22 protein-coding genes and 2 pseudogenes are annotated in these 23,779 nt (G+C 69.2%); 12 read left to right on the top strand and 12 right to left on the bottom strand.

The genetic code is table 11. The features are described 5' to 3' along the window. Positions 1–34 precede the first annotated feature (34 nt). From OG205_RS10600 to OG205_RS10590, 3 genes are all read right to left on the bottom strand, one after another. Positions 35–760 (bottom strand): hypothetical protein, encoded by a 726-nt coding sequence (locus tag OG205_RS10600; RefSeq protein WP_330276020.1) that lies wholly within the window; start codon positions 758–760, stop codon positions 35–37. Between the two features lie 212 nt (positions 761–972). Continuing rightward, entirely contained in the window at positions 973–1,119 is a 147-nt protein-coding gene (locus OG205_RS10595; protein WP_330276019.1) for a hypothetical protein, read from the bottom strand. Then, complete coding sequence (locus OG205_RS10590; protein WP_330276018.1) at positions 1,116–1,877, bottom strand: alpha/beta fold hydrolase; 762 nt, start codon at positions 1,875–1,877, stop codon at positions 1,116–1,118. Before OG205_RS10590 ends, OG205_RS10595 begins: the two co-directional genes overlap by 4 nt. Positions 1,878–1,988: 111 nt before the next feature. On the opposite strand from OG205_RS10590, the gene OG205_RS10585 reads away from it, so the two are divergent. Then, positions 1,989–2,954: a helix-turn-helix transcriptional regulator gene (locus tag OG205_RS10585; protein ID WP_330276017.1), complete on the top strand. Its 966-nt coding sequence runs from the start codon at positions 1,989–1,991 to the stop codon at positions 2,952–2,954. Between the two features lie 410 nt (positions 2,955–3,364). Beyond that, the gene (locus OG205_RS10580; RefSeq protein ID WP_330276016.1) at positions 3,365–6,022 is read left to right on the top strand and encodes an RICIN domain-containing protein; all 2,658 of its coding nucleotides are present in this window, start codon (positions 3,365–3,367) and stop codon (positions 6,020–6,022) included. Positions 6,023–6,157: 135 nt separating this feature from the next. On the opposite strand, the gene OG205_RS10575 is transcribed toward OG205_RS10580, so the two are convergent. Next, on the bottom strand, positions 6,158–6,715 hold the full coding sequence (locus OG205_RS10575) for a TetR/AcrR family transcriptional regulator C-terminal domain-containing protein (protein WP_330276015.1): 558 nt from the start codon (positions 6,713–6,715) through the stop codon (positions 6,158–6,160). A 93-nt stretch (positions 6,716–6,808) separates the two neighbouring features. Between OG205_RS10575 and OG205_RS10570 the strand changes: the two genes are divergently transcribed. Next, positions 6,809–8,104: an FAD-dependent monooxygenase gene (locus OG205_RS10570; protein ID WP_330276014.1), complete on the top strand. Its 1,296-nt coding sequence runs from the start codon at positions 6,809–6,811 to the stop codon at positions 8,102–8,104. Here the strand turns inward: OG205_RS10570 and OG205_RS10565 are convergent. Beyond that, positions 8,035–11,226, bottom strand: a complete 3,192-nt coding sequence (locus OG205_RS10565; RefSeq protein ID WP_330276013.1) for a BTAD domain-containing putative transcriptional regulator — start codon at positions 11,224–11,226, stop codon at positions 8,035–8,037. The genes OG205_RS10570 and OG205_RS10565 overlap by 70 nt on opposite strands. A 231-nt stretch (positions 11,227–11,457) precedes the next feature. Between OG205_RS10565 and OG205_RS10560 the strand changes: the two genes are divergently transcribed. The 3 genes from OG205_RS10560 (at position 11,458) to OG205_RS10550 (ending at position 13,163) form a co-directional block, all read left to right on the top strand. Beyond that, positions 11,458–11,769 carry a DUF998 domain-containing protein gene (locus OG205_RS10560; RefSeq protein WP_330278140.1) on the top strand — a complete coding sequence of 104 codons (312 nt, stop codon included), beginning with the start codon at positions 11,458–11,460 and terminating at the stop codon, positions 11,767–11,769. A 30-nt stretch (positions 11,770–11,799) separates the two neighbouring features. Further along, positions 11,800–12,057 carry a hypothetical protein gene (locus tag OG205_RS10555; protein ID WP_330276012.1) on the top strand — a complete coding sequence of 86 codons (258 nt, stop codon included), beginning with the start codon at positions 11,800–11,802 and terminating at the stop codon, positions 12,055–12,057. A gap of 269 nt (positions 12,058–12,326) precedes the next feature. Then, the gene (locus OG205_RS10550; RefSeq protein WP_330276011.1) at positions 12,327–13,163 is read left to right on the top strand and encodes a MerR family transcriptional regulator; all 837 of its coding nucleotides are present in this window, start codon (positions 12,327–12,329) and stop codon (positions 13,161–13,163) included. On the opposite strand, the gene OG205_RS10545 is transcribed toward OG205_RS10550, so the two are convergent. The 4 genes and pseudogenes from OG205_RS10545 to OG205_RS10530 all read right to left on the bottom strand — a co-directional run bounded on the left by OG205_RS10545 (position 13,142) and on the right by OG205_RS10530 (position 14,917). After that, positions 13,142–13,678, bottom strand: a complete 537-nt coding sequence (locus OG205_RS10545; protein WP_330276010.1) for a hypothetical protein — start codon at positions 13,676–13,678, stop codon at positions 13,142–13,144. The two genes, OG205_RS10550 and OG205_RS10545, sit on opposite strands and share 22 nt — an antisense overlap. 111 nt (positions 13,679–13,789) lie before the next feature. Next, positions 13,790–14,140, bottom strand: coding sequence for a YciI family protein (locus OG205_RS10540; protein ID WP_330276009.1), 351 nt, complete (start codon positions 14,138–14,140; stop codon positions 13,790–13,792). Positions 14,141–14,251: 111 nt separating this feature from the next. Beyond that, positions 14,252–14,501, bottom strand: a pseudogene (locus OG205_RS10535) (winged helix-turn-helix transcriptional regulator). A gap of 176 nt (positions 14,502–14,677) precedes the next feature. After that, complete coding sequence (locus OG205_RS10530) at positions 14,678–14,917, bottom strand: hypothetical protein (RefSeq protein ID WP_330276008.1); 240 nt, start codon at positions 14,915–14,917, stop codon at positions 14,678–14,680. Positions 14,918–14,953: 36 nt separating this feature from the next. Between OG205_RS10530 and OG205_RS10525 the strand changes: the two are divergent. The 3 genes and pseudogenes from OG205_RS10525 to OG205_RS10510 form a co-directional block, all read left to right on the top strand. Continuing rightward, positions 14,954–15,157: pseudogene (locus tag OG205_RS10525) on the top strand (cold-shock protein); the annotation flags it as partial. 30 nt (positions 15,158–15,187) lie between these two features. Beyond that, positions 15,188–15,892 (top strand): cold shock domain-containing protein, encoded by a 705-nt coding sequence (locus tag OG205_RS10515; RefSeq protein WP_442916816.1) that lies wholly within the window; start codon positions 15,188–15,190, stop codon positions 15,890–15,892. Between the two features lie 335 nt (positions 15,893–16,227). Next, on the top strand, positions 16,228–17,892 hold the full coding sequence (locus OG205_RS10510) for a hypothetical protein (protein ID WP_330276007.1): 1,665 nt from the start codon (positions 16,228–16,230) through the stop codon (positions 17,890–17,892). Positions 17,893–17,939: 47 nt separating this feature from the next. Here OG205_RS10510 and OG205_RS10505 read toward each other — a convergent pair whose 3' ends face one another. Next, a complete protein-coding gene (locus OG205_RS10505) occupies positions 17,940–20,117 on the bottom strand; it encodes a hypothetical protein (RefSeq protein WP_330276006.1) in 2,178 nt (725 codons plus the stop codon). Between the two features lie 211 nt (positions 20,118–20,328). Between OG205_RS10505 and OG205_RS10500 the strand changes: the two genes are divergently transcribed. Further along, the gene (locus OG205_RS10500; protein WP_330276005.1) at positions 20,329–20,718 is read left to right on the top strand and encodes a hypothetical protein; all 390 of its coding nucleotides are present in this window, start codon (positions 20,329–20,331) and stop codon (positions 20,716–20,718) included. Positions 20,719–20,834: 116 nt separating this feature from the next. Here OG205_RS10500 and OG205_RS10495 read toward each other — a convergent pair whose 3' ends face one another. Together OG205_RS10495 and OG205_RS10490 are read right to left on the bottom strand one after the other, a co-directional pair. Further along, positions 20,835–21,593: a helix-turn-helix transcriptional regulator gene (locus tag OG205_RS10495; protein WP_330276004.1), complete on the bottom strand. Its 759-nt coding sequence runs from the start codon at positions 21,591–21,593 to the stop codon at positions 20,835–20,837. A 10-nt stretch (positions 21,594–21,603) separates the two neighbouring features. Then, complete coding sequence (locus OG205_RS10490) at positions 21,604–22,206, bottom strand: hypothetical protein (RefSeq protein WP_330278388.1); 603 nt, start codon at positions 22,204–22,206, stop codon at positions 21,604–21,606. Here OG205_RS10490 and OG205_RS10485 point away from each other — a divergent pair. Continuing rightward, positions 22,108–22,965, top strand: a complete 858-nt coding sequence (locus OG205_RS10485; RefSeq protein WP_330276003.1) for a HalD/BesD family halogenase — start codon at positions 22,108–22,110, stop codon at positions 22,963–22,965. The two genes, OG205_RS10490 and OG205_RS10485, sit on opposite strands and share 99 nt — an antisense overlap. A 9-nt stretch (positions 22,966–22,974) precedes the next feature. Further along, positions 22,975–23,778: a class I SAM-dependent methyltransferase gene (locus tag OG205_RS10480; RefSeq protein WP_330276002.1), complete on the top strand. Its 804-nt coding sequence runs from the start codon at positions 22,975–22,977 to the stop codon at positions 23,776–23,778. Position 23,779 lies beyond the last annotated feature (1 nt).

Below are 23,779 nucleotides of genomic sequence, written 5' to 3'. Positions count from 1 at the left end.
CCTGTCGAAATCAGCGCCCAGCAGGGAATGGTGCCTACCCCGCCCCGCGGCGGGGTGCCAAGAGCTCCTCGGGGCTGCGACCCCGTCGTGCTGCGGCGAGGATGACGGCCGCGAACACGACGGCGGCGGCCCGGACGATCCACAGCGTCGTCGGCGAGGTGACCGTGTAGCTGCCTTGGATGCCGAGCACGGCCTCGAAGACTGCCGCTGCCGCGCCCCGGCCGGACGGCAGGTCGTCGAGCGCGATCACCGGGAGAACGCTGAGCAGGGTGAGCAGTACGCCCGCCGAGCCCCACAGGATGAGCGGGCCTCCGTCGGGTTTGCCGGTGACGACCCGCAGCAGGCCGCGGCCCAGCAGTTCCAGCGGCCACACCAGCAGCAGTGCGACCAGCACCGCCAGGAGCAGGCACGTGTAGGCGAGCAGCAGGAAGAGGAACAGCGAGAGGAAGATGTTCATCTCGGGGTCCAGGCCACCCGCGATGATCACCGGAAGCATGCTGACCGTCACGGCCGCGGGCAGGAACCAGATGAACAGCGGCTTCGGGTGTCGGTCCTCGAGCAGCGCGGCCGCGCCCCCGGCCCGCACGAAGATCGCCGTGACGATGATCAGGACGCCGAAGGTGCCGAACATCTCGCCTGCGTGCTCGTACTCCTCGAACTGCCCGAACGTGACCGCGGTGTAGGTCGAGAACGCCAGCGCGATCCCGCACAGCCACAGTTCCAGGCCCCGGCCCGAGACGACAGCCCGCACTTTCTCCACTCGGCGAGGGTAATCGTCAACGGAGCCGGACAGGTCCGTTTCGGCCACCCGAGGCGGGCCGGTCACCTTCGGCAACCCGGCGGAACTGACCCCTGTCGGCCAGGACCTGGTCACCGGCGGTGCGCCTCCGATGACCAGGTCCGGAAGTGCCGCCGGCCGGCTTTGGCAGGTTGGGGTCTGCGTTTCTACGGCCGGATGTCGACGAGCGCGTTTCAGGATGTGGAGACGTCGCGTGCGTGCAGCGGGCGGTGTCGGAGGAGTTGATCGACCGCATTGGTTTGGTGGTGTCCGGCGCCGATCACGGCCTGGGCGTGAGCCAGACGAATCGCCACGTCCAGACCGATCACGTACTTGGTCATGGGCGATCCGCGTCTTCTTGTTGCGTGAGACCAGCCGTACTCGCGTCTGTGCTCGACGGCGGGAAGTTCCTCGCCCCGCTGCCGGCCGCCGTCGCGAGGAGCCGGGCGAGTTCGGCCGGCTTGGTGTGCATGGGCCAGTGGCCGGAGTCGATGTCGACGAAGTCGAGGTGCTCGACCTGGGCGAGTTCGGGCACGTCGCCCGCGTTGATCCATTCCTTGGCCTGGGCGGGGGTGAACTCCGGGCAGATGACCACGACGGGGACGCCGAAGCGTCGCTCGTCGGTCAGCCGCACGACGCCCGTGGCCACAGCCTCGGGGACGGGGATCGCGGCGGCGGCGAAGGTGCGCCTGGCCTCCTCGTCGAGGTCGTCCGAGTCCGGCCCTTCGAACGGGGACCAGCCGGGGAAGGGCATGACGCCGTCGCGCAGTTCGAAGAAGTCGGCGTAGGACGTCCCGTCGGCGGCAGGGAAGCCGCCGATGAGGACGACTTCGGAGACCTTGTCCGGTCGTGCGTCCGCGGCCAGCCAGGCCAGGGTGCAGGCGGCCGAGTGCCCGACCACCACGGGCTTGCCGGAGGCCGCGTCCACGGCGGTGAGCACGGCCGCCACCTGGTCGTCGAGCGTGGCAGAGGCGGATCCGTCGCCCTGGCCGGGCAGGGTCAGCGGCACGGGACGGTGGCCGAGCGACCGGAGTGCGGATGCGACGTCGTCCCAGGCGGATCCGTCGAGCCACAGGCCGGCGATGAGCAGGATGTCCACGAACACTTCTCTCTGTCCCGTGCGGCCAGGTCACCGCGGTGCATCGTCACGCTAGAGGCAATTCCGGACGATCTGCTTCCGGTTAATCGGGCGATCGCCTAGCCTGCCCGAGTGCCGAGTGATCTCAGCCCCACCGCCCGCGCACTGCGCGCCCTGGAGATCCTCCAGACGCGCCCCGGCACGACGGCCGACCAGCTCGCCGAGCGACTGGGCGTCACGGAGCGTGCCGCTCGCCGCTACATAGGGATCCTCCGAGAGGCAGGCATCCAGGTCGAGTCGAACCGAGGCCCGCACGGCGGGTACCGGCTCCGGCGCGGAACGAGGCTGCCGCCGATCGTGTTCACGCAGGCCGAGGCGTTGGGTCTGGTCATGGCGGTGCTCGACGGCCAGCCGGCGGCCACCGACGCCGATGACACGGTCGGTGCGGCGCTGGGCAAGGTGATCCAGGCGCTGCCCGAGAACGTCGGCCGGCAGGCGGCCGCACTGCGCGAGAACGCCAAAGCCGCGCCTGACCGGCACTCGGCCCGCCCGGATCCGGCCACCACCAGCGCACTCGTCGCCGCCGTCGCAGCCAGGCGCCGCGTGCTGATCGCGTACCGGAGCGAGAGCGGCAACGCGTGGAAGTCCGAAGTGGACCCGTGGGCGGTCGTAGTTCGCCACGGGCGCTGGTACTTGTTGTGTCATTCCCATCGGGCGAACGCGATCCGCACCTACCGGATCGACCGGGTCGGCACGGTCGTGCAGACCGCGCACGAGTTCGAGCCACCCGACGACCTCGACCCGGTCGCGGCGCTGGAGGAGAACCTGGGCACGGGCTGGGAGTTCCCCGTCCACGTCGTCTTCGACGCCCCGCTGACCGAGGTGGCACCCTGGATCCGGCCTCCCATGGGACGGCTTCGACCATCGGAAAACGGGTGCGTGCTCGTCGGCAGCACCAGCAATCCGGCGATGTACGCGCAGGAGTGGCTGGCGACCGTGCCATTCGCCTTCCGGGTCCAGGGCGGCGACGAACTGCGTGCCGCGGTCGCGGTCGTGGCGACGCGCTTTGCCGCCGCCCTGGCGCCGCAGGACGGGTAGCAGCCGGCCGCGCCCTCGCGAGAGAGCGAGTGGTCCACGAGTATCGCCGTGCCGCTTGAGCTGCCGGATGGGCGTCGACCTGCACATGAGACCGATCAATCTTGACCTGACTGACCTGGACCCAGGTGGATAAGTCGTATCAATAAGGCCAGTTGATCGCTCTGAACAGGCATCCGACTGGCCTAGTCCGACTCGTTCTCTTCGATATGTACTACCTATTGACCACCGCACGCGCCGAGCCCTACGTTGAGAACCGTTGCCTGAGCAGGCCTGCACCGGCACCCACGTCCACGCCCGGTCAGAACTGTGTCAGGCGTGTCCGCCTCGTGAACAGATCAGTGGTCCACTGTGGACTGTGCGTTGGCCGCCGCCGGCATTGAGAACTCTTCGCCAGGACAAGGAGCTCAGGCATGGCACGAGTTTTGCTGCGGGCCGTGGTCGCGGTGGTGCTGGCCGCGGCCGGGGTGACGGCCCCGGTCCCGGCGGCTGGTTCCGCCGCTCCGGTGCCGGACGCGAACGGGGTCGCCGCGGACGTGAACGGGGTCGCCGCGGGCAATGCCGCGATCGGGTCCGTCGATCTGGCCGGCAGGTGGAGCTTCACGCCGGCGGGCCGGGCGGCCACGACGATCACCGTGCCCGGTGGTGGCTGGTACAAGCAGGGCTTCACCGACGTGTCCGAGGCGACGTACTCGCGCACCATCACCGTGCCCGACTCGGGGCAGCCGCAGTCGGCGTGGATCGAGTTCGGCGCGGTGAACCACCAGGCGACCCTGTCGGTCGACGGGCGGGTCGTCGCCACCCAGACGACCGCGTTCACCCCGTCGAACTTCGACATCACCGCTGTCGCGGCGCCTGGCACCACGCACACGATCAGCGTGAACGTGAAGGGCCGCAACGCGTTGAAGACGGCGGCGGGCAAGTACCTGGTTCCCGACGCCGCCAGCTGGTCCGAGGCGGTGCCGCAGGGCATCTTCCGTTCGGCGTTCCTGCGCGTGTACCCGGCCGTGTACGTGAGCGATGCCTTCGTTCGCACCTCGGTGACAGACCAGAGCCTCACCTATGACGTGTCGGTCACCAACACCTCTGGCAGCGCCCGCACCGTGACCCTCGGTGGCACGCTCGCCTCGGACAACGGCGCGAACTTCAGCTACCCCGCCCTGCCCGGCCGCACGGTCACCGTCGCGGCCCGATCCACCGCGACGGTGACCGTAGGCCCGGTGGCGTGGTCTCTCGGCTCCGCGTCGTACTGGTGGCCGAACGTGCCGTACCGCCAGGGATATCGCGCTCAGTTGCACCGGCTGTCGGTGCACGCGTCCACCGATGACGGCCGCACCAGCGACGCCACATACCGGTTCGGGTTCCGGGAAAGCACCCAGAACGGCGAGCACTACCGCCTCAACGGTGTGCGGCTGAACGTGCGCGGCGACAACCTGCAGGGCGCCGACTACGACCGGATCAACAACGGCGGCAAGGGCGACGCCTTCCACACGCTGCCGGGCTTCCTCCCGCCGTCGACGGGCAACGGCGGCTGGCCACAGGCGGTCGACAACTACCAGCGGCTCAACTACAACGTCGTCCGGATCCACCAGGAGCCGGCCAGCCCGTACATGCTCGACACGGCCGACGAACTCGGCCTGATGATCATCGACGAGACCGCCATCCGCGGCTCCGGCGGACCACAGGACTTCAACGCCGGTCGCGCCAACATGGTGGCCCACGCCCGCGCGCTGGTCCTGCGCGACCGCAACCACCCCGCGATCATCCGCTGGAGCCAGGTGAACGAGCCGAACGGCGGCGAGTTCGACTCCGAGCAGTTCCAGCGGGAGCTGTACGCGGCCATGAACGGCGCCGACGGCACCAGGCCGATCATCGCCGAGCTGGGCGTTGGCGGGTCGCCCAACCAGTATCCCAGCATGACGCAGGCCAACTTCAACCTCATCCCGCACTACCTCGACGGCTTCGGCCGCTACGGCGAGCAGACCTGGTCCGTGGCCGGTCGGCCGGACGGCGAGGGCGAGTTCATCTGGCCGGCGTGCAACACCAAGCAGGGCTTCGAGTGGTTCGCCACCGCGACCGCCGCCAAGCGCGGCAAGGACACCAGCGACATACGGCCGTACACGCTGCTGTCCGCCTGGGCGAGCGTCATCCCCGGCGTGCGGACCACGGACTTCATCCCGGAGGAGGGCGGCCGCCCCGTCTACGGCGTGGACAACCTGCCCGACCCGTGGAGCAACGCCCAGATCCAGCGGGTCCAGGCCGGGTTCAACCCGGTCGCCGCGATCGACCTGCCCTACTGGTCGGCCTCCGGTGCGTCCGACGCGAACGGCAGCTTCCCGCTACCGTCGGCCGTTCCCGGTCACGCCGCCAACACCAGGGTCGACCGCACCGTCACCGTCTTCAACGACGACCTCACCGGGACCGCCGTGGACTTCGCCTGGAGTGCCCGGCTGGACAGCCCCACCGGCGCGGTGATCGCCTCCGGCGGCACGACCCTCACCATCCCGCTGGGGTCGCGCGTGAGCCAGCCCGTGTCCTTCACGACCCCTGCCAGCGGCTCACGCGTGTACCTCGTCCTGTCCACCGCCAAGTCCGGCACCACCACGTTCACCGACACGGCCGAGTACTTCACCCTGGGCGCCGGCCAGGGCCCGACGCCGGGCAAGTACCGCGTCGTCAACCGCAACAGCGGCAAGCCGTTGACCATAGCCGGAAACTCCACCGCCGACGGCGCCAAAGCCGTGCAGCAGACCGGAAACGCGACCTGGACCGTCAGCACCGGTCAGAACGGAGCCTTCAGCCTGCGCTACGACGCGACCGGCAAGGTGCTCGACGTCAACGGTTCCTCTTCCACCACCGGGTTGCAGCTGCAGCAGTGGACGGCGAACGGCGGCGCCAACCAGCAGTGGTTCCTGCGGCCGGCGGCCGGTGGTTTCTTCACCATCGTCAACGTCGGCAACGGTCTCGCGGCGGACGTCTCCGGAGCGTCCACAAGCGACGGTGCGCACGTCGTGCAGTGGACTGCCAACGGCGGCGCCAACCAGCAATGGCAACTTCTGCCGCAGTCCTGACCTCGGGAGGACAGGAAGAAGATCGCGGTGGCCGGCAGAAGTGCGAACACCGCGAGCACGACGACGAGCGTGATGCCTGACCCCGGTGCGCGGTGCGATGCACCCCGCGCCGGCGGTCTTCTGCCCCTGCCGTCCTCAGCGGTCGGCGCGCGACACCAAGCTGTCGACGATCAGTGTCAGACCGTCTTCGAACGCCTCTGCGTGGTCCAAGCCGCCGTCGGCCGCGTTGCCGGCTTCTGTCGCCGCCTGCTCCTCCAGCACGCTGCCGACGGTGAACTGGCTGATGGTGAGCATCGCCAGTCGAGCGTCGCGTTCGGACAGTCCGGAGGACACCAGGAACTGGAACTTGTGCAGCGCGCGGGAGAGGTCCTCGCCCTGAGGTCTCGACCCCGCGTGCAGGCGTGCTCCGTCGCGGTGCATCAGCAGCGCCCGGCGGAAGCTGCGTGAGTTCTCCAGGAGCCACTCGCGCCAATCGTCTCCTGGTGTGGGCAGCGGGGCAGTGGCATGGACCGCCATGACCGCCTCCGCCATGGCGCTCAGCAGCGCGTTCTTGTTCGGGAAGTGCCAGTAGAGCGAGGGCTGTTCCACGCCGAGCCGCTTCGCCAGCCGCCTCGTGCTCACTTCGGCGAGCCCCAGGTCGTCGAGGAGGTCGAGCGCCTCGACGACGATGGTCTCGCGGTCCAGCTTTGCCACTCGCGGACCTTATCACCGATAGTCCTTGACTCCCTATCGGTGATAGGTGACACTCGGGCCTAGTTGCCTATCACTGATAGAGAGTGAGTCGACATGGCGCCCAACGCACCTGTACGACCCGTGAAAGTCCTTGTCTGCGGCGGCGGTATCGCAGGCCAGGCCGTCGCCTGTTGGCTCGCCAGAGGAGGGCACGAAGTAGTGGTCGCCGAACGGTTCTCGGCGTTGCGCGCGACCGGTGCGCAGATCGATCTCCGGGGTCAAGGGATCGAAGTGGTCGAGCGCATGGGACTGCTCGGCGCTGTGCGCGACGCGCTCGTGCACGAGCCCGGCGTGGCCTTTGTGGACGGACGCGGCAGGAGATGGGGAACCGTGCCGGTGAACACGTCGGGGAAAGGGCGCCAGACCTTGACGTCCGAGTACGAGATCATGCGCGGTGACCTGGTGCGCATCCTCCACGGCGCCACCAAGGACCACGCGAGGTTCGTCTTCGGCACGACTGTCGAGAGCTTCAGTGACGACGGGGATCGCGTCGTCGTGCGTTTCTCCGATGGAACGTCGGAAGCGTTCGACCTCCTCGTCGGGGCCGACGGACAAGGGTCGCGCATCCGTCGTGAGATCCAGCCCGCCGAGGCGCCCGACCCCTACTGGCCGGTCGGCATCCACATGGCGTACTGGTTCATCCCTCGCGACGCGACCGACAGCGACATGCGGGAAACGTACAACGCTCCTGGCGGCCGCATGATCATGCGCCGAAGTCACAACGCCACCGAAACGCAGGTCTACTTCGCACTGAGAGAGACGTCCGAGGAAGCCGGCGCGATTCACCGGCAGCCGGTCGAACGTCAGAAGGAGTTCTGGTCCGACCGGTTCGCGGCCGCCGGCTGGCAGACGGAGCGGTTCCTCGCGGGCATGCGCCAGACCGACTTCTTCTACTCGCAGGAGGCGACGCAGGTCCGGACCGCGACCTGGTCCTCGGGGCGGGTCGTGCTCGTCGGAGACGCTGCGCACTGCTCCTCCCCGTACAGCGGCATGGGCGCCTCTGCCGCTCTGGTCGGCGGCTACGTGCTGGCTGGCGAGATCACTCGAACGCCGGGTGACATCCCGGCCGCGTTCGCCCGCTACCGCAAGACTTTGAGCCCGTTCGTCGACAACGTCCAAAGTGGAGTGAACCCGAAGCTCCTGCGCATCGGATTTCCGATGGGGCGACTGGGGGCCAACGCACTTCGGACCGCAGGGGCGGTGGCGACCTTCCTTCGAATTCCTCAACTGGCGGCCAAGTTCGCCAAGGAGGACCGCGGTGGCGACTGGCCTCTGCCCGACTACGCCGAGCCGAGCGTGCGGCCCAGTTCGGAAGCCTCCTCGACGCCAAGCTCCCAGCCGTCCGCGTAGGCGGCTGCGAACTTCGCCCTGCCGAGCGCGTTCCAGCCCCGACGGGTGAGTTCGAGGACCTGAGGGTCTGTGTGGTCGTGCGTGCCCCGTAGCCGTGAAGCGGCACCGAGCAACACGGCGGCTTCGTGGTGCTGCCCGAGTGCGTCGGCACGCGCCGCCGAGGTGACCGTCACCAGTGAGACGATCGGTAGTTCGCGAGTGGACAGCGCGGCTTCGCGCGCCGCCGAGAGCCACGCTTCCGAGCCGGGCACGTCGCCCACCGCCAGACACCATGTTGCTCGTGCGTTGCCGACCAGCGTCCGAGTGTGGGGGTCGGAGCCGTGCAGACCGCGTTCGGCGTTGACGAGCAACTCGTCCGCCTTGTTCAGGTCGCCGAGTCGCACCCGCAGGTCGGCTTCCCGCGCGTCGACGACGACCAGCATCTCCGCCGAGGACGCGTTGGTCGCCCGCTGCCGGGCCGAGTCGATCAACTCCAACGTCCGGTCGACGTCACCGCGCCGGAAATGCAGGTCGATCCAGCGCAGGTCGCGGTAGAGCTGGTCGGCCAGGCTCAGCGACCCGAACTCGTCAGCCAACGTCTCGGCCTCGCGCAGGTCGGCGAGCGCGCCGTCGAGGTCGTCGTAGCGCAGCAGCCGGGCGCGTTTGGAGAGCATGGCCGCTCGTCCCCAGCTGTCGCCGGCCCGCTGGAATCCGTCCAGGGCCGCGTCCACGTGGCGGTGAGTCCGTGCGAGATCACCCGAGTTCTCGGCGATCTCGGCCTGGAACAGGTGGGCAAGCCCGGCCAGCCACACGTCGTCCCCGTCGGCCAGGCGCCGGAAGTGGTCGAGCGCGGCCTCCTGGTCGTGCAGGAAGAGCAGGACAGGACCGAACAGCCGGTACTGTCCGGGCAGCTCCCGGTGCGAGAGCAGCCGGTGGGCAAGCCCCAGGGCATCCGCGCTGTCGGTGATGACGTTCTTGGAGGCGATCCCCGACAGGGAGTCCGAGCCATTGATCAGGTGGACGGCCAGAGCGCAGTCCCGTTGCGGAGTGGGCTCCGCACCGGGCAGCGCCAGCACCTCGCTGAGCCAGTCGGAACCGTCGGTGTGCCGGCCGGACATCTGCCAGAACCAGACCAGGGACAGGGCGAGGGTGATCGCGCCCGCAGAGTCGTGGGTGACGCAAAGGTGACGCAGAGCGGCCAGCGCGTTGTGGTGTTCGGCGTTGATGTCCCGCATCGCCGCCACCTGGCCGGGGCCACGCAACCGTTCGTCGTGGTGGGCCATCACCGCGATGGCGTGGGCGGAGGCCAGGTCGCGGGTCGTGCCAAGCTTTCCGCTCTCGGTGAGCCGGCTGACGCCGTACTCGCGGATGGTCTCGAGCATCCGATAGCGACCGGCGCTGGCCGCGAGCTGCAGCAGGGACCTGTCGACGAGAGCGGCGAGCAGGCCGGGGACCTCTGCGGCTGGTACGTCGGTGCCTGCGCACACCGCCGCTGCCGACGCCGTGGTGACGCCACCGGGCAGCACTGAGATCCTTTCCACGACGGCGCGCTCGTGCACGCCGAGCAAGTCCCAGCTCCAGGTGACGACCGCGTGGAGTGTGCGGTGGCGAGGAACCGCCGTGCGGCTTCCCATGGCTAGCAAGCGGAACCTGTCGGACAGCCCGTCAGCCAGTTCTGCCAGCGACAACGTGCGCAGCCGAGCGGCAGCCAGTTCCAGGGCCAACGGCATCCCGTCCAGGCCGCGCACGATCGTCAGGACGTCGGACAGCGTGGTCTCGTCCACCTCGAAGCCGGGCCGCACCGCGGCGGCCCGTTCGGTGAACAGGCGAACGGAGGCTGCCAGCCGGGCCTGCTCCGGGCTGTCGTGCGGTCCCGGCAGCGCGAGGGGACCGAGTGGTACCAGGACCTCGCCGTCGACGGTGAGGGGTTCGCGGCTGGTCGCGAGCACGCACAGACCGGGGCAGCGGGTCAGGAGCCTCATGACGAGATGCGCCACGACGTCGATGACGTGCTCACAGTTGTCCAACAGCAGGAGGCATTCCCGTCCGCTGAGCTCGCCGATGAGCAGATCCAGTTCGTCACCCTCGCGGGGCCTGCGGGCGTCGAGCATCGCGCCGCCGCGCAGCCCGATTCCGGCGAGCACGGCCCCGACGGTCTTCGCCGGCTCGGCCACCGAGGCGAGGTCGATCATCCACGTGCCGTCGCGGCACTCGTGACGGCGGGCGGCCTCCACGGCCAAGCGCGTCTTGCCCGCTCCGCCGGGGCCCAGGACGGTGACCAGCCGTCTGGAGGTGAGCAGCGCGGTGATCCGCGCCAGGTCCTCGTCGCGGCCGACGAAGCTGGTCAGCGACTCGGGAAGGTTGCCGTGCCGAACAGGCACGGTGACGTGCGGGACAGAACGCAGCAAGCGCAGGTGACGTTCCCTCAGCGCGCTCCCGGGGTCCGAGCCGAGGACGTCGGCGAGGTTCTCGCGCACCCGTTCGTACAGTGCCAGCGCCTCGGCCTGACGGCCCTGTGCGGTCAGCGCGTCCATCAGAAGAGCGGCCGCCCGCTCATGAATCTCCTGTTCGTGGACCAGGCCGGTGAGCCGGGCCTCGGCTGTTTCGGCTTGCCCCAGAACGAGTTCCGCGTCGGCGAGGTCGATGGCCGCGTCGATCGACGCACGTGCCAACCGGACCGCCGTCGGCGGCGCCACGGCGGCGACAACAGCGGGTTCGGTGCCGGGACGGTCACCCCACAACGCCAGGGCCTCCGCGAGCGCGGAACCCGCGGACGCCGGGTCTCCCGCGGACAGCCCCCGCCGCCCGGAGGAGACGAGTTGCTCGAAGCGCAGCGCGTCGACATCGGCGGCGTCCACAGCCAGCCGGTACCCGTCCACAGCCCGGATGACCACCTCACCCGGACCGAGAACGCGCCGCAGCCGGGAGACCAGCATCTGCAAGGCGGAGGAGGGGTCCGACGGTGGCTCGTCGCCCCAGACCGCGTCGACCAGGACAGCCGGCTCGACCGCACGGCCGCCCGCCAGCGCCAGCCGCACGAGCAGGCTCCGCAGGCGTGCGCCGGGAACGTGCAGGGGCACGTCGCCGCGAGAGACCCCCAACTCGCCGAGCAGTGTGACGCGAAGCCGTGCACTGCTGTCCATTGAGGGATCTTCGCGCGTCCGACCGCCGTGCCCCAAACCAGCGCGGCTCGTGTCAGCGCGACGTTGGTCCCGTGTTAGCGGTCCGCTCCATTCTTCGCAGGTCGCATCACCACTGACGGATCGTCGATCAGCAGGGGGAGAACCTTGGCCGACAACGTGCTTGAAAACGTTGCGCACCAACAGTCGCAGTCACCTTCCACGCCACGGAACCGCAGGGCGGGAACGGTGCTCATGGCCAGCGCGGGCATCTACCTCGCCGCCGAGTTCATCGCCGCGGCGGCGTGGACGGACCCGCCGTACAGCTACACCCACCACTTCATCAGCAACCTGGGGGTCCACGGCCCGACGACCGCGTTCGGTCAGTTCATGTACTCGCCGCTCGCGTGGGTCATGAACACCGGCTTCATCCTCTTCGGACTCACCGCGCTGACGGGCGTCGTGCTGCTGCGAGGCCTGCCCGGACGGCGCTGGCTGTACCTCTTCCTGGCGGTCGTGCTGGCGGCGGGCGGCGTCACCCTGGGGTTCTTCCCCGGATCCGGTTAGACGGCCGACGGCGGGACCGACTACCACGCCTTGGGCGCCTTCGCGGCGTTCTTCAGCGGCAACGTGCTCTCGATCCTCATCGGAAGCGCGTACCGGTCCTTGGGCTTCTCCCGCCGGTTGGGGACCGGCCTGAAGGTGGCCGGCGTCTACGGCCTGCTGTCGATCCCGGCCTACATGGCCGTGCTCGCGTCGGAGACCGGGATTCTGATCGGTCTCGTCGAACGTGGCATCGTCGACCCGTTCCTGATCGGCTTCCTCGTCGTGGGAGCGGCACTGCGCAGAACCTGAATCGCCGGTCAGGCGGTGAGGTGCGCGAGACGGTCGGCGTACTGGTCGAGCACGTCGTCGCGAGCCGGCCAGGGGAGTCGGCGGTGGTGGGCAGCAGGCCGGATTCGACCTGGCGCAGGACTGTCACCTTCTCCTGGTCTCTGCGGGCAGCAACCGTGCCCTAGGTGTGCCCAGCGTGACTGTTGGTGGGACCTGGGTGGTGTGTTGCACCTGCCGTAGCGGCATGTGCTGTTCTTGAAGGCACTACAGCTCGAAAGGCTCCGTTTGCGATGCACCTCTCCTTCACGCCTCCCCGCCACGTCAAAATCGGTGATGCTGCCGCCTTCGCCGGCACAACCCCGCGCGCCATCCGCCATTACCATCAGATCGGTCTGCTTCCTGAGCCCGAGCGCGGAGGGGACGGCCGCCGCCGCTACGGCTACGACGACATGATCCGACTGCTGTGGATCCGCAAGATGGCAGAGGCCGGCATCAGGCTCGACGACATGCGGGCGGCGTTCGACGAAACCCAGGACATCGAGGAAAGCCTGGGCGAACTGGAGAAAACCCTGGCCGCTCAGGAGGCCGAAATCAAACGTCAACGCGAGGCCGTTCATCGCCTGCGGGCCGTGGGCAGTCCACTGGGGCTACTTTCGGATCTGGTGACGGACCGGCTCAGCCACCTGCCTCCCGGCGCGCTGCGCCGCTCCGATGTGGACACCCTGCTGGTCACGGAACGGATCTTCGGCCCGCTGGGTGCCGCTGTCCAGGCCAGCACGTTCATCGTGCTGGCCACCCACCCCGACCTGCGGGCTGAGCACGACCGTCTCGACGCAGCCGAGGCGGCCCTTGATGAGGGCGTCGAGCCCGATGACCCGCGTGTCGAAGAACTTGCCACACAGCGATATGCCCACTACAAGGCCCTAGAACAGGTCGGCGAGGCTGCCGGGCTGGACAAGGCCGAGGAGAAGCTCTTCGAGATCTACGACAACCTGGACGAGGAGCATGAAACGCAGATGAGCGCCTTCGAAGCGTTCACCAAGATGCCGTATGACTTCTCTCCCGCTCGGTTGCGCTGCATGGAGCGCACGGGACAACTCCTGGGTCAGGACGCCGCGGAGAGCTGACGCCCTTGCAGAGCAACGAAGTGGACCGGCTGCCGGCCGGGTCCATCCGAAATGCGGCTGAGGGGCCGGGCGATCCGGTTGTATCGGTCCTCAAAGGACAGAAGTCGTTCGGTTACGTCATCGAGGTCGAGGAAGTCGTCGGGGGTCAGTGCTTTGCGTTGCACGACCGAGAAGTAGATCTCTACCTGGGCCGAGGCGTAGGGCTCGGTGGTCATGACCTGCTCGACGGCGCGAACGGGACGATATCGGTGGTGGGCTCGCAGCGCCCGAACACCTGGGCCCGTCGACAACGCCGGGTGGCTGCACGTGAAAATGAGCCTGAGCCGGTCGTCGTCGAGGGCTTCCACCGGTCCCGGCACCGTCTCGTCCGCGACCAGCAGGGCATCCTGCGGCGGAATCCCGGACTCGCGGCGCATCAGGTCGCGGGCCCGGTTGCGGGCGGTGGTGGTCAGCCAGGCGCCCGGCCGCGCCGGGACCCCCGTCTCGCCCCAGGTCTCGAGGGCCTGCGCGTGCACTCCTCCGCCAGGTCGAGATCCCGGGTGAACTGGGCGGTCACGCCGAGCACCTCGGCCCAGTCGCGGCGGTAGCCTCCCTCACCGCCGCGACGACCTCGTCGTGCGGGTCGGTCACCCGCGCTCGACCAGCGGGCGGACTTCCAGGCCGCTGTGCGTGTAGTTGAGCTCAGGCAGCAGCCGCGCCATCTCCAGCGCCTCGTCCAGGTCGGCCGCCTCGACCAGGAAGTAGCCGCCGAGTGCTTCCTTGGCCTCCAGGAACGAGCCGTCGGTGGTGTGGACCTGACCTCCGGCGTCCGCGCGCAGCGACGTGGTGGTCGGCTGGAGCTGCTGACCGTCGAGGAGGCGGGCGCCGGCCTTGGCCATGAACGCCCCGTAACCGGCGTGGTGCGCCTGCCACTGCTCCTCGGTCATCGCTGCCCACTGCTCGGCGTCGCCGTAGATGAGGATCATGTACTTCGCCACGTCGTCAACCTCTCGGTGCGGGCCGCCTCCACAGGCGGCCTCCCCTACGACGTACAGCGCGGGGCGTCGGATCGACAAACGGTGAAATCCAGTTCCGCTCGAGCCGCTCCGTCACGAGGGGAGCGCGCTCGCCCGTGATTCGCGGGCTGAACTGCGGTAATACTCACCCCAGGCCTTCAGCTGCTCCACCACGGGGCTCAAGCTCCGCCCTAGTTCGGCGAGACCGTATTCGACCTGGGGGAGGGGACTCGGCGTGGACGGTGCGCGCGACGAGACCGTCCGCATCGAGCTCGCGCAGCCGCCTGGTCAGCATGCGCGGCGTGATGGTCGGGATCTCGTGCTGGAGCTGTCCGAACCGCATCACCCCGGCGTCCAGCAGCTCGAGGACGATCAGTTTCCACTTGCCGCCGACGACCTCCATCGCCAGCTCGACGGGGCAGTTCCGGCTGGCAATCTCGACCGGTTCGCACATCGTCGGTACTCGCGGCCTACCAGACGCACTCCCACGAGCACCGGCCTCACCAGGCCCGCGACCAGCTACCGCCAGACGTTCAAGAACACATCGGAACGGTGCACGATCTTGACGTCTCTGGCTGTCGACAAGATCGTCGCCAACAGCGCGCGTTCGAGCACCAGATCGGCGAGAAACGCAATGAGGACGTCCGCATACTCGGGCAACGGCTGGTGACGGCGCGCGAACTCGGTGACTTCGGCGATGTACTCACGGCGGAGCCGCCGCGGGTCGGGATCAGGATGTACATAGGGCGCCTGGGACACTGGACCCCCGACCACCCGTTAGACCAGGAGTGCACCGTGCAGCAGGGAACCGTCCGCTGGTACGACCTCGAGCGAGGCTTCGGCTTCCTCGCCCCCGACGACGGCAGCGACGACATCTTCGTGCACGTCTCGCAGGTGCAAGGTGAGGGCGCGGCCCGGGCGCTGCGCGAGGGCCAGACGGTGGAGTTCGAGCCCGGTGAGGGACCCCGCGGTCCGCAGGCGCTGAACGTCGCCGTCACCGGGGACGTCGCGCCTGACGCGGCCCTGGGTGTGCTCGCCACCGTCTCCTGGTACGAGCCGGCCAAGGGCTACGGGTTCGCCGCGCCGGACGGCGGGGGTGCGGAGGTGTTCGTGCACTCCTCCGCCATCGTCACCGGGGGTGTCCTCGCGGCCGGGCAGCGGGTGGCCTTCGTCGTCATCGCGGGGGAGAAGGGGCCGCAGGCCCAGCACCTGGTGCCGCTGAGCTTCGACGCCGGGGTCCGCCGAGCCCCTCTGGTCGCGCCCGGCGACGGTGCCGACGGCTCCGTCCTGTGGTTCGACGAGGAGAAGTCGTTCGGCTTCGTGGCCGCCGACGACGGGGCGGGCGACGTCTACCTGCACGTGCGCGCCCTGGTCGACGACCTGTACCTGCCGGCCGAGGGCGACCGGGTCACGTTCACCACGGTCACCATGGACCAGGGTCGTCAGGCGCGCGAGGTGCGGTTCGTGGCCGCCGGCGAGCCGGTGGAGGCCACCGCGGCCCCCAGCCAGGCCCGTCCGGCCACCCGGCCCGCAGCCCGCGCCGGCGACGGCTCGGTGGCCCGCTACGACGCCGACCGCGGCTTCGGCTTCATCACCCCCGACGCGGGCGGGCCCGACCTCTTCGTGCACGTCTCGGTGGTCTCCGGCGAGCCCCTGGTGGCCGGCGAGCGGGTGCGCTTCCGCATCCGGCAGAGCGACCGGGGCCCGCAGGCCGATGCCGTCGAGCGCGCCTGACCGTCATCGCCTGGAAATGGGACTACACCGCGCGACGACGTACCGGGCGCCCACCCACACGAGCAGCGATCAAGGCACTCGTGCTCCGGCTCGCCACAGAGAACCCGCGGTGGGCACATCAGCGGATCCAAGGCGAGCTGGCGAGCTCGAGGCCGGGCCGTCCTGACGAGGCCGGGAGCTGTCGCCGTCCGAGGAGTGGCGAGGCCCGATCCGGATCCGCACGACGGCAGCAGGGCAACCCTGATGGATGCGTTCTGCCGCAAGACAGTGAGCCGTAGACTTCGGCGGCCAACGCCGCCGAACTCCGGGCCGTTGCGCCTGCGGGAGGAGATCGCATGCAGGACCCTTCGGACTCAGGGGAGACGCCTGGGTCTGCGGAGAACGATGTCACCGACACGGCGTTGTCGACGGTGCTGGTGGAGGTGCTCCCGGGGGTGGCGGTCGTCGCCGGTGAGGTTCCGCCGGAGCTGAAGCCCGATCTGGTCGACTTCGGGATCGTGCCGGCCGCCGATCGCAGGCAGATCTCGGCGATCCTCGCCTCGATCGGGAGCGCGACGGGCGTGGCAGGCAACCTCGGCAACGCGTTCGCCGGCGTGCAGGGGCTCTACCGGCTCGGCGACGCGACACAGGCCCTGCTGAAGAGCGGGGCGACGCTCGCGGCGAAGGACGGCGGTTTCCTCGGAGCGATGACAGGTCCTGGCGGGACCGTGCACCAGGCCCGCTTCTACCCTGTGACCGCGGTGGGCAAGGCGCCGATCGCGGCCTCGGTCGGGCCGGCGCTGGCGATGATCGCGTTGCAGATGATGCTGAACGAGGTCTCGGGCCTCGTCAGGACCACCCTCGCGGTGACGAACCAGGTCCTGACCGCCGTCCGCAAGGACCAGTGGGCCGAGTTGGCGGGGCTCGTCGCCGCCGTCGACCGCGCGGTCGAGCAGGCCAGGGAGATCGAGTCGGTCCCGACGTCGTTGTGGGACGACGTCGCGGGTAGCGGAGCGTTGCTGCGCAAGCAGCTCGAGCTCTACCAGGGAAACGTCCGCGACCACGTCGGGCGGATCAGCCGTGCCGACGCACGCGGTCAACGCGAGTACCTGCAGAGCAACACCGAGGTCATCACCTTCGACGTCCACGCCCTGCTGTCCTCGCTCAACGCGTGGACTGGCTACCACGCGCTGCGCGCGGGGAGGGCGAGAGGCGCGGGACGTGAGGACGCCGCCGAGGCGCAGTACGCGGAGGTCATCGCCCGCGACACCCGCGCGGAGTTCGACTCGACCCTCGCCGAGGTGACGAGCCTCGTCGGCGCGCTGGTGCGGGAGCTCCGGATCACGATCGAGCTCCGCGAGCCGGACGCGTGGCCGTTGTCGGGCAAGCGCAAGGACGTGAAGGCGGCCCGCGACAGCTCCGCCCGGCTCCTGGAGGCGATCGAGCCCCTTGCCGACGCCCTCCACCCGCCGGTCCCTCCGCTCGGGGTCCCGGACGTCCTCTGTGGACCGCGATCGCTGGACTCGGCACCGTACCTCCGCGTTCTGCGGTGGCACTTCGAGGACGGCGAGTCCCTCCGCGCCCTCGGCTTCCCCGAACAGCTCGACAACGGCAACCCCATTACCGCGATCGTCGACGGAGCGATGGAGATGTTCGCGGCGGCGATGGACAAGTCCACGGGCAGGGCTCTGGTCGCCATCACGGATCGCCGCATCGTCCTGGCCTCGACGAACACGTTCCTCGAGCAAGCCGGGATCGACCGGGACATCCCGATCGACCAGGTGCGCTACGTGCGTGCACCGGCCGCACCGGACAGCGGTCCACGGCGGGTGATCGACCTGATCACCCGCGACGAGAACATCCGGTGGGTCTTCCACCCCGACGTCGACACCAGCCAGGTGGACGCGCTCGCCGCCGTGCTTGCCGAGTCGATGACGATCCCGGACGTCGAACGCGATGAGCTGCGACGGCGACGCCACCCCTCCGCCGAAGCGGCCGGACTCGAGGCCGCGACCCGCTGACCGCACGTGCGGTCCGGCTCCGCCGGGAGCCGGACCGCCGCCGTGGATCAGACGTGGGGCAGGAGGTCGTCGAGCAGGGGCAGTACCGGGGCGGGCTGTCCGCCCTTCTCCTTGGCGGCCGTGCGCAGCGTTTCCAGCGCTGCGCGGAACTTCACGACGACCTGCTCGTCGAGCGGCAGCCCGGGACCCCAGGCCTCCTTGGCGCTGGCTTTCGCGATCTCGTCGAGCTTCCCCTTGGCCTGGCGGAGGAACTGGCCGAGCTCGACGGCCAGGCGGTAGAGGGCTGATTCCGTCCACACCGTGTCCAGGCCCAGCAGGTCGTTGAACTCCTCGTCGTCCGCGCCGGCCTTCGCCACCGCGCGCAGGGAGGGCACCGACGTGTCCCGGATGAGGCCGACGGCGGCGAACACCCTGCTGCCGGGCATGCCCAGGGTCTCGGTGAGGTTGCCGAGGTCCACGTGCCCGCAGTACCTGCCTTCACCCGCGGGGGCTTTGTGGTCGGAGCGGACCGAACCGCGGCTGAACGGACCCCACTCGTTGGAGTCGCGAGGACCGGTGTTGAAGTTGCGGCCGGAGAACGAGCCGGTGTAGGTGTCCGAGGCCCAGCCGTTGTCGACGAACACCGTCCAGCCGGCCAGCACCGAGCTGATGACCTGTGCCGCGAGCACCATCCGCCGCTCCAGCAGGGCTCGCCTGGCGGGCAGCTCCTGCGTCCACGTGAAGGCGTACTCCTTGGTGGACAACCTGTCGACGGCCTTCGTCATCGTCAGGACGACCTCCTCGACGTCGGCGCGGACGAGTTCCCGCAACTTCGCCGGGAACGCCGAGCCGGCGTAGGCGCGCTCCCACTCGAGCAGTTCGAGCGCGGGGGCGCCGTAGTCGTAGTCCTGGTCGTTGTTCTGCTTTGCCAGCCGGAGGCTCGTCTCGCGGTCGGAGACGGTGACCACCTGTGCCGGCCAGCTGATCCCGTTCTCCTTCACCGCGGCGGCGACCTCGGGCATCCGCTCCACGTTGTGCGGCAGGCAACTCAGCTCTACGCACACGAACGGCTCGACGAAACCCCTGGCGCTGTCGCGCAGCCGGTGTCCGGCCGCCTTCTCGTAGAGGTAGCGGAAGTGCGCGAAGTCGACGGTGGCGATCTCGTCGCTGTCGTCCCCGCGCACCAGGCAGAAGCCCATGTTGCGCCAGCTGGAGTCGCCCTCGTTCTGGCCGGAGACGGGGTAGGTGAAGGGGAGTTTCGTGGTGTTCTTCTCGTAGGCCGACTTGAACTCGCTGACGCCTGAGACGCGCACGGCGATGTCCCCGGGAAGGCAGTCCGGTTGCAGGCCCACGCCCTTGGTGCAGGCGACCATGACCTTGCGGGTGGCCTGGTCGGCGCCGGTCACGCGGACGAGGAAGTCGTCGCGGCCGTGCGCGCGGGAGCGGTGCAGGAACACGCCGGGCGGGGTGAGCGCGGTGTCCAGGAACGGCCGCGGCACCCGTTCGTAGACCTGGAACTGACCGTGCGGCGCGTCGTGCACGAGTTCGGGCTTCATCGCGAGCGCGGGCAGTTCGTTCAGCCACCGCTCCTCGGTGCTGCCCGGCTCCACCGCGAAGGTGCCGCGGTGGCCCTTGTTCACCGGGGAGAACAGGAACAGGCCCCAGAACCCGGGGTGCGCGCGGATGGCGCCGTCCTGGTGGAACCGGGTCTCGTCCCGGGCGATGACCTTGCCGAGCGAGACGTGGGCGGCCAGTCGGGCCGCGGCGAGTCGCTGGTCGCCCATGGGCAGCGGTGTCTCGCGGTCGGCGCCGAAGCAGTAGAGCCGCAACGCTTTCTCGCGGTTGGACGTCGCCTTGCCGCGCGTGGTGTCGGCGCGCAGCACCTCGTCGAACCAGAGCGCCTTGAGGCATTCCTCGTAGTCCAGGACGTCCTGCAGGACGTTGCCGGGTTTCTCCTCGAGCCAGAGCACCGCCGCGTTGTGGAACAGGTGCGCGTCGGCCTCGGACGCGACCAGCAGCTTCCGGCGGTCTTCGCGGCCGATCCCGGCACCGGCGGCCGCCACGAGGAACTCACGTCCCAGGTCGAGGTATTCGGCGCGGTACTTCAGGAAGATCCGGGTGGGCTCGTCGACCGCCGGGGTCGTGGTGGTGGGGAAGGACGCGCCGTCGGGGTCGCGCAGCAGCTTCGTCACCGCCTGGGTGAACTCCCCGTGCTTGCCGATCCATTCGGCGAATCTCTCGTACATGGCACCTGCTTCCTGGGTCCGCGCAACGCTTCACCCCAGGGTCGCGGTGTGCAGAAGATCCGTTACGGAGTGCTGCGAATGGCGGAGACTGCCGCCGCTGTGAGAACGTCGAGAGGGTCTTGGCAGACACCGTTGGGAACCGGAAACGCTGCAGCGCGTCCCATCCGCACTTGGGACCCAAACCTGGCCTTCGACACGAGGACGGCCCACCATGACCCGCATCTCCGGATTCATTCTGACCGCCGCGTCCGTCCTGCTGCTTGCCGCGTGTTCGGGCAGCCCGTCCGCGACCACACCGTCCGCCACCGCGCCGGCGGCGGCCGAATCGGACACCGCCGGTACCGCGTCCACCGGCTCCGCAGCGCCCGTGTCCGGGGCTGATGTGTGCGCGTACTTGCGCGGCCAGATTCCGACGCTGGAGGGGATCGGGTCCGAAGTGGGCGCGATGGCGAACCTCACCGTCAACCTCTACTCGTGGTACGAGCAGCGCGGCGCGGTCCCCAACGGCTCGCAGATCGACGAGCAGGTCGCGAAGGAGTGCCCCGACGTCGCGACACAGGTCTACAAGCTCGCGGGCATCAAGAGCTTCGCGTCCTTGTAGCGAAGCAATCCTCACACCCGAGTATCAGGCGAATTCGAGCCGCTCAACCCTATCCCGGGAACGGTCGAACCTGTCAGCGCCTGAGTGGCCATCTGTTCGTGGCCTCCCCGAGACGATCAGGGCTGGCGGTGAGTGTTCGGCTGTCGTGGGTGTGATGCCGCCCAGCTCGCGAGCAGGTTCAGCTTGTCCGCGTCGGGCGAGTCGGGTTCGGCGGTGCAGACGCACATGTGCCGGGTCTCGACGGCGGAGATCGGCAGGTCCAAGGAGTGGTAGCTCAGATTCAGGCGGCCGACCTCGGGGTGCCGGAAGATCTTGGCTCCCCGTGCGTGGATGAGGATGTTGTGCGCGTTCCATCGAGTCCGGAAGTCGGCGCTGGCGGTGGTGAGCTCGCCGACGAGGTCGCGGGTGTCGACATCGTGCGGGTTGCGTCCGGCCTCGGTGCGCAGTGAGGCCACGAGCGTGTCGGCTGTGACGTTCCAGTTGCCGTAGAAGTCGCGGGCGCCGGGGTCGAGGAAGTGGTAGCGCACGAGGTTTGCGCGGGCGCCGTCGAGTGTGGTGGCGCTGCTGAAGAACGGCGCGTAGAGCGCGCGGGACAGCGGATTGGTGGCGAGGACGTCCTGGCGTTCGTTGGTGACCATCGCCGCGGACCCCGTCATGCTGTCGAGCAGCCACTGGACGTTCGCCGGCAATTGAGGTGCGGCGGTCTGGACGCGGCGTGCCGGCCGGGAGGCGTGAGCCAGGTCGAACAGGTAGATCCGCTCCTCGTCGTCGAGGTGCAGGACTCGGGCAACGGCGGCGAGCACTTCCTGTGAGACGCCGCGGATGTGGCCCTTCTCCAGGCGGGTGTACCAGTCGACGCTGACACCGGCGAGCATCGCTGACCGCTCAGGACAGCTTGCCCGTGCCTGGAGAAGCGTCACTATGCCCGCTCGCGGCCCTGTCGGGCGCGTTCGCGCCGGCAGGGGAGGATTCGCCGTGGGGCGCGCGGACGGGTCGATCGTGATGCAACCATCGGACAACCTCGCACCCTCGCGCATCATCCGGGATGTCGTCGGTGACGTGCGATCCATGTTGCTCGTCGGCGACACGCACCTTGCTGAGCCGGAACAGGTTGTCGGCGTACTGGTTCAGGCCGGTGGGGCCGGGCTTCATCGCCGCTACCCGGCGCCGGTCGGCACGCAGATCCCAGTGCGCCATGAAGTACTCCGTGTTGGTGCTGTCGAACACGACCACGGTCAGGTCCGGCGCCTCCTCGATCCGGTCGACCAGAAGGTTGAGTTCCTCGATCGAGTCAGGGTCGATCAGGGTGATCCGGTACCGCCGAATGCCTGGCACGGACAATCTCACAAGTGTCTTGGCGACCGTGATCGCCGCCGTGACACTGACCGGATGGAAGCGGGACTGCTCGAACAGGTCGTGAACACCGCAGACTATCCGCTGACCGAACCGGACGGCGCAGCGTGGCGGGAGGTCGTCGAACGCACCCACCGCGACCTGCACACCGTCGGGTGCAGCGTCCTGCCCGACTTCATCAGACCCGCGCTGCACGAGGACCTGCGGCGGGAGGGCGCCGAGATCGCCCTGCACGCCTACTACGACGTCGAGACCGTCAACGCCTACAACATCGACGTCGACACCCCGCTGCCGCCAGACCACCCCGGCCGCACGACGATGGAGCGCGGCAACGCGTTCGTCGCCCGCGACGTCGTCCCGCGCGACGCGATCATCCACCAGCTCTACACCAGCGAGGTGTTCCAGCGGTTCGTCGCCGCGTGCTTCGAGCTGCCGGAACTGCACGCGCTGGCCGACCCGCTGTCCGGCCTGGTGCTGAACGTGATCCCGCCCGGCCGCGCGCACCCGTGGCACTTCGACACCAACGAGTTCACCGTCAGCATGCTGACCCAGGCACCCGAGGGCGGCGGTGAGTTTCAGTACTGCCCGAACATCCGGTCGGCGGACGAGGAGAACTTCGACGACGTCCGCGCGGTGCTCGCGGGCGACGACCGGCTCGTCCAGCGGCTCACGTTGCGCGTCGGCGACCTCCAGCTGTTCAAGGGCCGCTACTCGCTGCACCAGGTCAGTACGGTCCGGGGCGAGCGGCAGCGGCACACGGCGATCTTCGCCTACAGCCTGCGGCCCGGCGTCATCGGAACGGTGGCGCGGACGCGGCAGCTGTTCGGCAGGGTCCTGCCCGAACACCTGGCGGCAGTGGGCGACGGTGTGCGAGTGGACGAGCGACTGGCCTGAGGGAGACACGTGCGATTCGACGCGACCGGCAAAGTCGAGCTCGACCACATCTACACCCAGCCCGACCCGCGCTCGTACTTCTCGTCGTTGCGGGGGCTCGAGTACCAGATCCCGCAGCTGGCCAAGCCGCATTTCACGGCGTTGGTCGAGGAGTACCGGGCCACGACAGGGATCGACACTCCGACAGTGCTCGACATCGGCAGCTCGTACGGCATCAACGCGGCACTGCTGCGGTGTGACCTGACGATGGAGGACCTGTACGACCGCTACGACCTGGACGCACGGTCGTCCGCTGAGGTGCTGGCCGACGACCAGGAGCTCGTGCGCGAACGCGGGAAGGCGATCCCGGCGCGGTTCGTCGGCTTGGACATCTCCTCGCCGGCGTTGAGCTACGCGACCGCTGCCGGGTTGCTCGACGACGCCGTGCTCGCCGACCTCGAACGCGCCGAGCCCACCCCGGAACAGCAGCGCAAGCTGGCGGACGTCGACCTGGTGATCTCGACCGGCAGCCTCGGCTACGTCGGCGCGCCCACGTTGGCGCGCGTGGTGCAGGCGAGCGGGGCGCCCTGGATGGCCCACTTCGTGCTGCGGATGTTCCCGTTCGACGAGATCGAGGCGAGTCTCGCTCAGCTCGGCTACGAGACCGTGCGGGCGGACGGGCTGTTCCGGCAACGGCGGTTCATCTCGGCCGAGGAGCAGTCGCGGGTGCTCGACACGCTGGCCGACGTGGGTGTGGACCCGAGCGGCCTGGAGGACGGCGGCTGGTTCTACGCTCAGCTCTACCTGTCCAAACGACCTATCGAGCGCACCTGAG

Source organism: Lentzea sp. NBC_00516 (genome assembly GCF_036346835.1).
GTDB lineage: Bacteria > Actinomycetota > Actinomycetes > Mycobacteriales > Pseudonocardiaceae > Lentzea > Lentzea sokolovensis.
Note: the sequence above shows the minus strand (reverse complement) of the source record. Positions and strands in the feature narration are given on the sequence as shown.

What these genes read in the sequence shown, in the direction of transcription:
- OG205_RS10595 (WP_330276019.1), bottom strand. Translation starts at nt 1,119, where the DNA reads ATGACCAAGTACGTGATCGGTCTGGACGTGGCGATTCGTCTGGCTCAC.
- OG205_RS10580 (WP_330276016.1), top strand. Translation starts at nt 3,365, where the DNA reads ATGGCACGAGTTTTGCTGCGGGCCGTGGTCGCGGTGGTGCTGGCCGCG.
- OG205_RS10550 (WP_330276011.1), top strand. Translation starts at nt 12,327, where the DNA reads ATGCACCTCTCCTTCACGCCTCCCCGCCACGTCAAAATCGGTGATGCT.
- OG205_RS10560 (WP_330278140.1), top strand. Translation starts at nt 11,458, where the DNA reads ATGGCCAGCGCGGGCATCTACCTCGCCGCCGAGTTCATCGCCGCGGCG.
- OG205_RS10495 (WP_330276004.1), bottom strand. Translation starts at nt 21,593, where the DNA reads ATGCTCGCCGGTGTCAGCGTCGACTGGTACACCCGCCTGGAGAAGGGC.
- OG205_RS10570 (WP_330276014.1), top strand. Translation starts at nt 6,809, where the DNA reads ATGGCGCCCAACGCACCTGTACGACCCGTGAAAGTCCTTGTCTGCGGC.
- OG205_RS10505 (WP_330276006.1), bottom strand. Translation starts at nt 20,117, where the DNA reads ATGTACGAGAGATTCGCCGAATGGATCGGCAAGCACGGGGAGTTCACC.
- OG205_RS10510 (WP_330276007.1), top strand. Translation starts at nt 16,228, where the DNA reads ATGCAGGACCCTTCGGACTCAGGGGAGACGCCTGGGTCTGCGGAGAAC.
- OG205_RS10500 (WP_330276005.1), top strand. Translation starts at nt 20,329, where the DNA reads ATGACCCGCATCTCCGGATTCATTCTGACCGCCGCGTCCGTCCTGCTG.
- OG205_RS10565 (WP_330276013.1), bottom strand. Translation starts at nt 11,226, where the DNA reads ATGGACAGCAGTGCACGGCTTCGCGTCACACTGCTCGGCGAGTTGGGG.
- OG205_RS10485 (WP_330276003.1), top strand. Translation starts at nt 22,108, where the DNA reads ATGGAAGCGGGACTGCTCGAACAGGTCGTGAACACCGCAGACTATCCG.